The following is a 12,120-nucleotide window of genomic DNA, read 5'->3' on the forward strand; positions in this document are numbered from 1 at the left end:
TGGGGTTGAGTTGACCCAGGAGGCGCAGCACGACCGAGCCGGCTTGCCGCTCGGCTTAGGTGATGTCCACGATGGGCAGGCGCAGCGCTCCCGGGGCGGCGACGGGGACGACCGGCCCGCGCGGCGCGACGGGCGCGATCCGCGCGTAGCCCGCCCCCAGCGCGGGACGCTGGTCGGCGTCGCCCTTGTTGGGCCAGAACGCCATGGCCCGCTCGGCCTGGGCTGTGATCGTGAGCGAGGGGTTGACGCCCGGATTGGCGGAGATCGTCGACCCGTCCACCACATGCAGGCCCTCGTATCCGTAGAGCCGGTGATAGGGGTCGATCACGCCGGTCTCCGGCGAGTCCCCGATCGCGCAGCCGCCGAGGAAGTGCGCGGTCGCGGGGATGTCGAACAGGTCCAACCAGGACCCTCCGGGCATGCCGCCGATCTCCTCGGCCGCGATCCGGGCCGCCTCGTGCCCGGCCGGGATCCACGTCGGGTTCGGCTCGCCGTGGCCGGGCCCGGCGCGCAGCCTGTTCCGCCTCATCGAGAGCGTGATCGAGTTGTCCTTCGCCTGCATCACCAGGGCGATGACCGCCCGCTCCGACCACCTGCGGCTGTTGACCAGGCGCGGCACGAGGTACGGCCGGCGCAGCACCTGGCCGAGGAACCTCAGCCAGCGGGGCGCTCCGCCGCCGTCGATCAGGAGCGTGCGCAGCAGGGCCATCGCGTTCGAGCCGTCGCCGTACCGGACCGGCTCGATGTGCGTGTGCGGGTCGGGGTGGAACGAGGACGTGATCGCCACTCCGTGATTGAGCTTGTCGCCCTTGACGGACAGCCGTTCGAAGCCGAGCAGCGCCTCGGAGTTCGTCCTGGTCAGCATGCCCAGCCGGGGTGAGATCCGGGGCAGCGGGCCCTTCCTGAGCCGGTGCAGCAGCCGCTGCGTGCCGTACGTCCCGGCGGCGAAGACGACCTGGCGCGCCGTGAGCGTGCGCCGCCCGCCCAGCGAGCCGGCCCGCTTGACGGAGACCGCGTAGCCGCCCGCCACCGGACGGACGTCGGTGACCGTGGTCTCGGCGTGGACCTCCGCGCCCGCCTTCTCGGCCAGGTAGAGATAGTTCTTGATCAGCATGTTCTTGGCGCCGTGGCGGCAGCCGGTCATGCACTCGCCGCACTCCGTGCAGCCGCTGCGGCGCGGCCCGGCGCCGCCGAAGTACGGATCGTCCACCTCCACGCCGGGCGTGCCGAAGAACACCCCCACCGGGGCGAGACGGAAGGTGTCGCCGACGCCCATCCGCCCGGCCACGGTCCGCATCACCTCGTCGGCCGGGGTGACGGTCGGGTTCCGCACCACGCCGAGCATCCGCCCGGCCTGGTCGTAGTACGGCGCGAGCTCGGCCTTCCAGTCGGTGATGTGACTCCACTGCGGGTCCTGGAAGAACGGGCCGAGCGGCTCGTACAGCGTGTTCGCGTAGACGAGCGAGCCCCCGCCCACGCCGGCCCCGGCGAGGACCATCACGCCGTTCTTTCCGCCGAGCACGTGGATGCGCTGGATGCCCTTCAGGCCGAGGGCGGGCGCCCACAGGAAGTCCCGCGCCCGCCACGAGGTCTTCGGCAGCGTGCTCTCGTCGAACCGGCGGCCCGCCTCCAGGACCGCGACCGCGTATCCCTTCTCGGTCAGCCGGAGCGCGGAGACGCTGCCGCCGAACCCTGAGCCGATGACGACGACGTCGTAGTCCATCAGTTCCCCGTTCCCTCCCGACCGCATGAGCGTGGGCCCTCCGTCACTTCAGGTGGAGCTTGCGCATCGTCTTCAACAGCCCGGCCAGGGTGTCGGCGTACTTGTCGTACGCCATGCCGAACACGGGGTCGAACCCGAGCCAGGATGCCTGGCTGGCGACGGTCTGCACCTCGGTGTATCTCAGCAGGCCCTCGGCCCCGTGCCTGCGGCCGAGGCCCGATGACTTCATGCCACCCATCGGGGCGTCGTAGGAGGCGAACGTGGCGGCGTACCCCTCGTTGATGTTGACCGTGCCCGCCTTGATCCGGGAGGCGAGGGCGCGGCCCCGGGCGAGGTCACGCGTCCAGACGGAGGCGTTGAGGCCGAACACCGTGTCGTTGGCCTTGGCCACGACCTCGTCCTCGGTGTGGAATCGGTAGAGCGCCACGACCGGGCCGAACGTCTCGTTCCTGCACAGGTCCATCTCGTCGGTGACGCCCGAGAGGACGGTCGGCTCGTAGAACAGCGGTCCGATGTCGGGCCGCGCCTTGCCGCCCGTGAGCACCGACGCGCCCTTCTCGACGGCGTCGGCGACGTGCGCCGTCACGGCGTCGAGCTGGCGCTGGAAGGTGAGCGAGCCCATCTGGACCGACCACTCGAGGCCGGAGCCGATCTTCATGTTCCTGGTCGCCCGGACGAACCGGTCGGTGAACGCGTCGTAGATCGAGTCGTGCACGTAGAGCCGCTCGATCGAGATGCAGAGCTGCCCGGCGTTGGTGAAGCAGGCCCGGAGCGCGCCGTGCGCGGCCCGATCGAGGTCGGCGTCCTCCAGCACGATCATCGGGTTCTTGCCGCCGAGTTCGAGGGAGCAGCCGATGAGCCGCTTGGCGGCCTCCTCGGCGATCTTCCGGCCGCTGCGGGTCGATCCGGTGAAGGCGACGTAGTCGGCGCCGTCGATCAGGGGGTCGCCGATCTCCGCGGGGTCGCCCGTGACGACCTGCCAGATCTCCCGGGGCATCCCGAGCTCCACGAGGAGGTCGATCGTCCACAGCGTCGAGAGCGCGGTCTGGGTGTCGGGCTTGTGCACCACGGCGTTGCCCGCGATCAGCGCCGGGACCGCGTCGGTGACCCCCATGGAGAGCGGGTAGTTCCAGGGGCTGATCAGCGCGACCGTGCCCTTCGGGTGCCGCAGCTCGACCGCCTGGGTGGCGATCGGGAAGATCCCCTTGCGCCGCTTGGGGGCGAGCAGCTTCGGCGCCTGCCGTACGTAGTGGAGCGCGCACCCGGCCACGTCGAGGACCTCCTCGAACGCGTGCCGCCTGGCCTTGCCCGTCTCCATCTGGACCACGTCGAGGATCTCCTCTCGGCGGTTGAGGATGGCGTCGTGCAGCCGGAGGAAGGGGGCGACCCGTTCCGTGACGGGCTTCGCCGCCCACGCGTCCTGGGCCGCCCTGGCCGTGGCGTACGCCCTGCGGACGTCCTCGGCGGTCGAGATGGGGAGCTCGACGAGGGTCTCACCGGTGAACGGCGCGGGGACCGTCACGGTCTTCCCTTCCGAGGTGACGTGCCGGACTATGCGCTCAAGCATCAGGGGATCCATGCCCGAAGGATATTCACGAGCCCGCCTCACGGCTACTGGCCGGTAGGCAACCATCGAGGCGCGACACCTTCACACCATGCCGTCGGCACGTGAGAACCGTCGCGAGCCAGGACAGGATGTGCGCGCGGAGCCGCCCCCTCCGCCGAGATGGCCGTCCGGCGGAACGAGCCTCGCCCTTCGCGCGAGTACTTATATCCGGTCAGACCGAAACTCAATCTGGGCATGGCTGATATAACGCGACCTCACACACTGGTTCACGGTGCAGCAATAAGTAAGAATTTGCGGATGCCGGAAATTGCACCATTGCAGCCGGGGGATCCGAAGCGAATCGGACGGTACAGGCTCAAAGGCCGTCTGGGGGTCGGTGGGCAGGGCGTCGTCTACCTTGCCACCGGCCGCTCCGGCGAACCGGTCGCCGTCAAATGGATCCACCCGGACCTCACCGGAGCCACGCTCACCCCCTCGCGTTTCCTCCGGGAGGTCGCGGCGGCCAAGCGGGTGGCGACTTTCTGTACAGCTCAGATTCTCGATACCGGCGCGGAATTGAGCCGGCCGTACATCGTGAGCGAGTACATCGACGGCCCCTCACTCCAGCAGGCCGTCGTCACTTCCGGCCCGATCCGGGGAAACCCGCTCCATCGCCTCGCCGTCGGTACCGCCACCGCCCTCGCGGCCATTCACAAAGCCGGAATCGTCCACCGCGATCTGAAGCCGCCGAACGTGCTGATGGGTTCCGACGGCCCCAGACTCATCGACTTCGGCATCTCCCGAACTCTGGACGCCACCATGTCCCTGACCTCGGCGCCCATCGGGACCCCGGCCTATATGGCGCCGGAGCAGTTCCTCACCCGGGACATCGGGCCGGAGGCCGACATGTTCTCGTGGGCGGGCACGATGGTCTTCGCGGCGACGGGCGACTCTCCGTTCGGCAACGACTCCCTGCCCGTCATGATCAACCGGATCCTGAACGCCTCGCCCGAAGTGGGGGACATCGAGGGCGTGCTACGTGACCTGGTGACGTCGTGCCTTTCCAAGGATCCGGCCACCCGGCCGACGGCACAGGAGGTCATCGACGCGCTGCTGGAGCGGCCGGCCTTCGAACCGGCGACCCTGCCCGGCCCGGGCCAGGAGGGCGAGGCGCCACAGCCTCCGGGCGAGGTGGAGGACAAAGCGGCCGACGTGTCGCCGCTGCGGGAGTCTCCGGCACCGCCGTCCCCCACTCTCCTGTGGCCACCCCCCGACCTGGTGCCGCCGAGCCACCTGATCTCACCTCCTGACACCGGCCCGCCCCGCGCGCCGGAAGCCGGACGGTCTGCCGAGTCCGGAACCCGGGCACGCCGGCCCTACGTCAAGACTGCTTCCGCGGTCTCCGTCGCCGCCCTGACCATCGGTGCGAGCGTGTTCATGCTCGTCTCCGGTGAGCGCCCGGACGCGAACACCGGTACCACCAAGGCGGTCGCCTCGGCTTCACCGTCGCCCTCGACGCAGGGGCCGAGCCCGATCCCCACCCACACCGTGCCCACGACAGGTCTGAAGGAGACGAAACTCCCTGGGTTCGCCGCCACCCTGCGCGAGCACCCCGACGACCCGGTCACGGTCGCGTCGTACTGGGAGGTCGGCGCGGAATACGCCTACGCGAGGAAGTCACGCTCCGGCCGCTTCAAGAAATGGCCCGGATACCTTCGCGTCGACGTGTCACCCAACGGAAAGCACGCGCTGGGGGTACCGGCCTTCTACGAGGGAGATTTCGGCAGTATCGACATCGTCGATCTCAAGACCGGCGCCGTGCACAAGATGAGGACGACACGTATTCCGAAACATGGAACCGACCCCCAATGGTCCCGGGACGGCAGGCGCGCCCTGCTGACCATCACCGATTTCACCGGAAAGCCCCTGAGCACGGGATTCATCATCGTCGACGCGATCAAGCGCACGGTGAAGGTCGTCGAAGTCGACGATCCGACGATCAAAACCAGCACGTTCGGGTGGGACGGAACGGAGAAGGGAGTGGTCGCGCTCTTCAGAACCGGGAAGACCAAGGGAATTCGGTTCTTCGATCTGAAGGGGAAAGTGCTCCGCGACATCACCGATATAGCCGACCAGTGGGACGACGCCCAGTTCCGGTTCGCACCTTCGGGGAAGTCGTTCATCACCATGTGCGTGGACGAGAAGCAGAAGCGGTGCGTCTGGGACACCGAGACGGGGAAGGAGAGGCTGCGGTTCGAGCCGGACTGCTCGCAGTTTCTCGGCTGGTACGACGAGGAGCACATCCTCTGCTGGCAGCTGGGTGGCGGCCACCAGAGCGGGATCATGATCATCAATTTCAACGGCGACGTGGTGCGCACATTTCTTCGCTCCACCGACGAGGTGGCGGAAAAGCTGATGGTCTCGCTGAGATTCCGGTTCTCGTGAGCCGAGTGTCCGCCTACCCCTGCCACCTGGAGGGCGTCACCGGCTGAGACGTCGGCGGCACAACCATGATCCTGGTGCCCGTGAACCGCCACGGCCCTTCCCGCCGACGCGGCATACCGGACGACACACTCAAGCTCCGGGGGTGACGCTCCGAAGGATGGGCCCGAGCCCTCACGGCTACTGGCCGGTAGGCAACCATCGGGACACGAGAGTTCCGGCGGTCCCGATCAGACGCCACAATCCATATATGCCAGGAAATGCCGAGCTTCACGGGAATCTCGCGCCGTCACCGAAGCCCGCCGGCTGATGGCGGGTCCCGACGTCGCCCCGTTAGGGCCGGCCGATCCGGCCCGCCTGGGCTCCTACGACCTCACCGGACGGCTGGGGGAAGGCGGCCAGGGAGTCGTCTACCTCGGCACCGGACCCTCCGGCGAGCAGGTCGCGATCAAGTGGCTCCGATCCGACCTCGCGGGTGACCCGACCATGCGGGAGCGCTTCCTGCGCGAGGCGATCTCCGCGAAGCGCGTGGCGCCGTTCTGCACCGCCCAGGTCATGGACACCGGCGTCGAGCAGGAACGTCCGTACATCGTCAGCGAGTACATCGAGGGCCCCTCCCTCCAGCAGCGCGTGCAGTCCTCCGGCCCCATCACGGGTCCCGCCCTGCACCGCCTCGCGGTGGGCACGGCCACCGCCCTCGCGGCCATCCACCAGGCCGGGGTCGTCCACCGCGACCTGAAACCGGCCAACGTCATCATGGGTCCCGACGGCCCGCGGGTGATCGACTTCGGCATCGCGCGGGCGGTGGACTCCTCGCACACGCTCACCTCCGAGCCGGTCGGCACGCCGTCGTACATGTCGCCCGAGCAGATCATGGGCCACCCCGCCGGGCCGCCCGCCGACCTGTTCGCGTGGGGCTGCACGATCGTCAGCGCGGCCACCGGGCGGGCGCCGTTCGGCAACGACACGATGCCCGCCGTGATCAACCGGATCCTCAACGCGCCGCCCGACCTGGGGAACCTCGGGGCGCCACTGCGCGACACGGTGACCGCGTGCCTGGCCAAGGATGCGCGGGCCCGGCCGACCGCCGAGCAGGTGCTGCTCGGCCTGCTGCAGCACTCCGCTCCCGGCAACCCGGCCATCCTGAGCGAGGCCGCGGCGGCCACCGCTCCCGCCGGACCGGTGCCGGCGGCCCCAGACGGATCGATGCCAGGCGGAGCGACTCCCCCACCGGCCGTGAGCGGGCCGATGACACCGCCCGGCGTTCCCGCGCAGCCGCCCCAGGCCCCGCAGCCGTACGCCGCTTCGCCCTACCCTCCACCGCCGCCGTCGCCCTATCCCTCGCCGTCCCGCCCGGCGGTGTCGTACCCCACGGCGCCCGGCGGGCAGGGCCGTACGCGGTCCGGCGGCAGGGCGGGGCTCGCGGCGGTCGCCGTGGTGGCGGCGCTGGCCGTCGTCGCCGTGGCGACGTGGCTCGTGGTGCGGACCAGCGACACGACCCTCCCGCCCGTGGCGACGGGAAGCGCGAGCACGCCGGCTCCCACACCGCCGCCGTCGCCGAGCCCGACGCCGTCCGCCGTGCCCACCACCGGGCTGACCAGCACGAAGCTGCCGGGCGTACGGGCCACGATCTACGAGCACCCCAACGACCCGATAACGCTGACCTACTACGAGATCGAGGACACCGCCAAGAACTCCTGGATCAACTACCCCAGAACCTCCACGAACGGGTCGTTCACCAAGAGCACGAAGTACTGGCAGCAGTCGATCTCCCCCGACGGGACGCTCGTCGCCGGGCGGAACAAGAACTACACCGAGGACGACTTCCACGGCGTCGACATCATCACCAGGGCTACCGGGAAGGTCCGCACGATCAAGACCGTGCGGCGCCCGCTGACCTACGAGTACGCCGAATGGAGCCGGGAGGGCGACCGCCTGCTGCTCAGCATCAGGAACCCGGGCGGCAGCACCTGGACCACCAAGGGGTTCATCGTCATCGACGTCGCCACGGGAAAGGCGCGGGTGAAGCAGATCAACGATCCGGCGATCAAGGAGGGCCGGTTCTACTGGAGCGGCGACGAGACCGGCGACGAGACCATGGTCGCGACGTACTTCCGGAGCGGCAAGACCGCCGGGATCCGCTTCTACGACCTCGACGGACAGATCGTCAGGACCCTCGACGGCGTCGGCACGCCGTACAACACGTCCTCCGGGCTGTTCTCGCCGTCGGGCGAATCGATGGTCACGGACTGCCCGGACGCGCGCGGCAAGGTGTGCGTCTGGGACTCCACCTCGGGGACCGAGACGACCAGGTTCGGCTCCGACTGCTCCAAGGTGCTCGGCTGGTGGGACCAGGCGCACATGTTCTGCTGGACCACCCCGCAGGCCGGCAAGGCGAGCGTGATCGTCGTCGACCTCGACGGAACCACCGCGCGGACCCTCCTGGAGACCACCCAGTCGGACGTTCTCGGTCCTTTCTACGCGCGCACAGGCTGACCGTCGGCCCGGTGCGAGCAGCGCTGAACCACGGCGAAGGGTGATCCGTACTACGGGCATGAGGACATCGATTCGTACGGCGGGTGCCGTCGCGCTCGCCGGGCTGCTGGCCACGGCGTGTTCCGGGAGCCGTGCGGCGTCCGCCCCCACCCCCGTCGACCTGAGCGGCAAGGTCCGCCTGGTCTCCTATACGAGTTGCGACGACATGCTGGCCGGGCTGCGTCAGGCGACCCTGAAGAACGTGAGCGAGTGGGGCTTCGGCAACGTCATGGCGTTCATGGCCAGGGACGCCATGATGAGCAAGCAGGCCACCGTGGAGCAGGCCGATCAGGCCACCCCGGAGCAGGCACACTCCACCACGAACGTGCAGGAGGCCGGGGTCGATGAGCCCGACCTGGTCAAGACCGACGGCAAGCGCGTGGTCACCGTCAACCGGGGCGTGCTGCGGGTGGTCGACGCCGCGACCCGAGAGGTCACCGGGACGCTCCGGCTCCTCCCGGAGGATGACGCCTGGGCGCCGGCCGACCTGCTGGTCTCCGGCGACCGCGCGCTGGTGCTGGTGCAGAGTGGGGGGATCATCCCGTTCGGCGCGATGGCCAAGATCAGGCCGGGGGCCGACGGCCCGAGGTACATGCTCGTCGACCTGTCCGGCCCGCCGAAGCTTCTCGGCACGCTCAGCGCCCACGGCTCGCACATCGACGCCCGCCAGGTCGGCTCGACCGTACGGATCGTCGTCAGGTCCCAGCCGGAGATCGCATTCCCGCAGCAGAAGCCCGACGCGACCCCCCAGCAGATGCTCCAGGCCAACCGCGAGGCCGTGCGCACCGCGTCCATCGACGCCTGGCTGCCGCGGTTCGAGATCACCTCGGGGGGCGAGAGCCGTACGGACCGGGTGAAGTGCGAGCAGGTCAGCCACCCGGAGGAGTTCACCGGCACGTCGATGCTGACCGTTTTCACCGTGGACCTCGGCGGCACGCTCAGCTCGGTCCCGCCGATCAGCGTGGCAGCCGACGGCGACACGGTGTACGGCACGGGCGACAGCCTCTACGTGACCAGCAACCCCAACTGGTGGTTCCGTCCCATGCCGCTCGACGACATCGCCCCGCCGCCGGAGCCGACGCCCGAGACGGTCAGCCCGTCGTCGCTCCCGACCGCCTCACCCGCCGAGGAGCCGACCGCCTCACCCACGCCGACGAGCCCGCCGGAGCAGACCGAGATGCACCGGTTCGACATCACCGGTACGGGAATGCCGCGCTATGTCAGCTCCGGGGTCGTGCCCGGACGGCTGCTGAACCAGTACTCGCTGTCGGAGCACGCGGGCCACCTGCGGGTGGCGACCACGTCCAACGCCGAGGTCTTCGGCGGTCCGGCGGACAGGAGTTCGAGCGGGGTCTACATACTCAAGGCCGACACGCTGGCCCAGGTCGGCGCGGTGACCGGCCTCGGGAAGAGCGAGCGCATCTACTCCGTCCGCTTCATCGGCGACGTCGGCTACGTCGTCACCTTCCGCCAGGTGGACCCGCTCTACACGCTCGACCTGCGCGACCCGGCGGCCCCCAAGGTCACCGGCGAGCTGAAAATCTCGGGGTACTCGTCGTACCTGCACCCGGCGGGCGACGGGCGGCTGCTCGGCGTCGGCCAGGAGGCGAGCGCGCAGGGCCGGGTCCTCGGCACCCAGATCTCGCTGTTCGACGTCGCCGACCCCGCGAACCCGCGGCTGCTCTCCCGGTTCCACCAGCGGAACTCCGGCTCCGACGCCGAGTGGGATCCCCACGCGTTCCTCTACTGGCCGCAGAGCGGGCTGGCGATGCTGCCCCTGCAGAACTACAACGCAGACTGGAGGAAGGGCAGCTCCGCGCTCGTTCTCAAGGTCGGCGACGGCGAGATCACGAAGACCGGCACGATCAGGCACCCGGGCATCGCGGGCAAGGACGGCGCCACGGTGGCCGATCCCGGCATCCGCCGCTGCGTCATCATCGGTGACGCGGTCTGGACGGTGTCCGAGCTCGGTCTCAAGGTGAACGACGCCGCCACCCTCGCCGACCGTGCCTGGATCCCGTTCACCTGAGGACACCGGCCATCCCGTCCATCCCGGCCGCCATGAGCGTCACGAGCGTCACGAGCGTCACGACCCGGTCGTCGTCGTCACGACGGTCACCACGGCTCAGGCCGGATGGCCTCCGGGACGGCGACCGGCACGATCTCGGGAGCGCCGAGCCTGATGGCATCGGCCTCCCGGTCGTTGTCCTGCTCCTGGGAGGCCCGCTCGGCCTCGACCCGCTTGGTGTAGTACTCGACCTCGCGCCTTACCTGGTCGGCGTCCCAGCCGAGCGGGCCGGCCATGAGCTCGGCCGCCTCCTGGGCGCTCGCGACGCCCCGGTGGAAGGTCTCGATCGAGATGCGCGTACGGCGGGTCAGCACATCGTTGAGGTGTCGCGCGCCCTCGTGGGTGGCCGCGTAGACGACCTCGGCGCGGAGGTAGTCGTCCGCACCGGCCAGCGGCCGGGCGAGCGACGGGTCGCCCTCGATGAGCACCAGCAGCTCGTCGATCAGCGAGCCGTACCGCTGGAGCAGGTGCTCGATCCGCGCCACGTGCAGGCCGGAGGACTGGGCCAGCCGGTACCGGGAGTTCCACAGCGCCTGGTAGCCCTCGGCGCCGACGAGCGGCACCTGGTCCGTGCAGGACGGCGGCACCCGCTGGTCCAGGCCGTGGGCGACGGCGTCCACCGCGTCGCTCGCCATGACGCGGTACGTCGTGAACTTCCCCCCGGCGATCATGACGAGTCCGGGCACCGGATGGGTGACGACGTGCTCGCGCGACAGCTGCGAGGTCTGTTCGGACTCCCCCGCCAGCAGCGGCCGCAGTCCCGCGTAGACGCCCTCGACGTCGTCCCGGGACAGCGGGACCGACAGCACCTCGTTGACGTGGTCGAGCACGTAGTCGATGTCCGTGCGCGAGGCGGCCGGGTGCGCCTTGTCCAGCGTCCAGTCGGTGTCCGTGGTCCCGATGATCCAGTGCCGGCCCCACGGGATCACGAACAGCACCGACTTCTCGGTGCGCAGGATGATCCCGGTGAGCGAGTGGATCCGGTCCCGGGGCACCAGGAGGTGCACGCCCTTGGACGACCTGACGTGGATCTGGCCGCGTCCCCCGACGAGTTCCTGGATGTCGTCGGTCCACACGCCGGTGGCGTTGACCACCTGCCGGGCGCGCACGTCGAACTCAGCCCCGGTCTCCAGGTCGCGGACCCGCACCCCGGTGACGCGCTCCCCCTCGCGCAGGAAGCCGACGACCTGGCTGCGCGAGGCCACGTGCGCCCCGTAGGTCGCGGCCGTACGCAGCAGGGTCATCACATAGCGGGCGTCGTCCACCTGGGCGTCCCAGTACTGCACCGCGCCGGTGAAGGCCGACCTGCGCAACGACGGCGCGATCCGCAGCGCCCGCCGCCGGGACAGGTGGCGGTGGCCGGGCACGCCGCGGGTGATGCCGAACGAGAGGCCGAGCGTGTCGTACAGCACCAGGCCCGCCCCGATGTACGGACGTTCCCAGCCCGCGTGGGTCAGCGGGAACAGGAAGGGGATCGGCCTGACCAGGTGCGGGGCGATCCGCTGGAGCAGCAGGCTCCGCTCACGCAATGCCTCCCTGACCAGGTCGAAGTTGAGCTGTTCGAGATATCGCAGGCCGCCGTGGATGAGCTTGGACGAGCGCGAGGAGGTACCGGAGGCGAAGTCCCGCGCCTCCACCAGCCCCACCGACAGCCCGCGGGTCGCGGCGTCCAGCGCGACGCCCGCGCCCACCACTCCGCCTCCGACCACGACGACGTCGAGTTCCTGTGCCGCCATCTGGGCCAGTGCGCCCGCGCGCTCGGCCGGGCCGAGGCGTGCCGCGCCTGTTCGCGCCGTCATAGGGCTC

General features: G+C 69.9%; 6 protein-coding genes. 3 read left to right on the forward strand and 3 right to left on the reverse strand.

Going from position 1 to position 12,120, the window contains the following annotated elements; all coding sequences use genetic code 11:
* Nucleotides 1–55: 55 nt before the first annotated feature.
* Together QSK17_RS01675 and QSK17_RS01680 are read right to left on the reverse strand one after the other, a co-directional pair.
* Nucleotides 56–1,750, reverse strand: a complete 1,695-nt coding sequence (locus QSK17_RS01675; RefSeq protein ID WP_502889115.1) for a GMC oxidoreductase — start codon at nt 1,748–1,750, stop codon at nt 56–58.
* A gap of 16 nt (nt 1,751–1,766) precedes the next feature.
* A complete protein-coding gene (locus tag QSK17_RS01680; protein ID WP_285702546.1) occupies nt 1,767–3,302 on the reverse strand; it encodes a succinic semialdehyde dehydrogenase in 1,536 nt (511 codons plus the stop codon).
* Nucleotides 3,303–3,587: 285 nt separating this feature from the next.
* Between QSK17_RS01680 and QSK17_RS01685 the strand changes: the two genes are divergently transcribed.
* From QSK17_RS01685 to QSK17_RS01695, 3 genes are all read left to right on the forward strand, one after another.
* On the forward strand, nt 3,588–5,714 hold the full coding sequence (locus QSK17_RS01685) for a serine/threonine protein kinase (RefSeq protein ID WP_285702547.1): 2,127 nt from the start codon (nt 3,588–3,590) through the stop codon (nt 5,712–5,714).
* Between the two features lie 306 nt (nt 5,715–6,020).
* On the forward strand, nt 6,021–8,207 hold the full coding sequence (locus QSK17_RS01690) for a serine/threonine protein kinase (RefSeq protein WP_285702548.1): 2,187 nt from the start codon (nt 6,021–6,023) through the stop codon (nt 8,205–8,207).
* A 58-nt stretch (nt 8,208–8,265) separates the two neighbouring features.
* Nucleotides 8,266–10,275, forward strand: coding sequence for a beta-propeller domain-containing protein (locus tag QSK17_RS01695; RefSeq protein ID WP_285702549.1), 2,010 nt, complete (start codon nt 8,266–8,268; stop codon nt 10,273–10,275).
* A gap of 86 nt (nt 10,276–10,361) precedes the next feature.
* Here the strand turns inward: QSK17_RS01695 and QSK17_RS01700 are convergent, their stop codons facing one another.
* On the reverse strand, nt 10,362–12,113 hold the full coding sequence (locus tag QSK17_RS01700; protein ID WP_285702550.1) for a glycerol-3-phosphate dehydrogenase/oxidase: 1,752 nt from the start codon (nt 12,111–12,113) through the stop codon (nt 10,362–10,364).
* Between the last annotated feature and the right edge of the window lie 7 nt (nt 12,114–12,120).

Origin of the sequence: Microtetraspora sp. NBRC 16547, assembly GCF_030268965.1 — a bacterium.
Lineage (GTDB): Bacteria > Actinomycetota > Actinomycetes > Streptosporangiales > Streptosporangiaceae > Microtetraspora.

Bases quoted from the DNA above. Each gene is read 5' to 3' on its own strand.
- QSK17_RS01690 (WP_285702548.1), top strand. From the start codon at position 6,021: ATGGCGGGTCCCGACGTCGCCCCGTTAGGGCCGGCCGATCCGGCCCGC.
- QSK17_RS01695 (WP_285702549.1), top strand. From the start codon at position 8,266: ATGAGGACATCGATTCGTACGGCGGGTGCCGTCGCGCTCGCCGGGCTG.
- QSK17_RS01700 (WP_285702550.1), bottom strand. From the start codon at position 12,113: ATGACGGCGCGAACAGGCGCGGCACGCCTCGGCCCGGCCGAGCGCGCG.
- QSK17_RS01675 (WP_502889115.1), bottom strand. From the start codon at position 1,750: ATGCGGTCGGGAGGGAACGGGGAACTGATGGACTACGACGTCGTCGTC.
- QSK17_RS01685 (WP_285702547.1), top strand. From the start codon at position 3,588: ATGCCGGAAATTGCACCATTGCAGCCGGGGGATCCGAAGCGAATCGGA.
- QSK17_RS01680 (WP_285702546.1), bottom strand. From the start codon at position 3,302: ATGGATCCCCTGATGCTTGAGCGCATAGTCCGGCACGTCACCTCGGAA.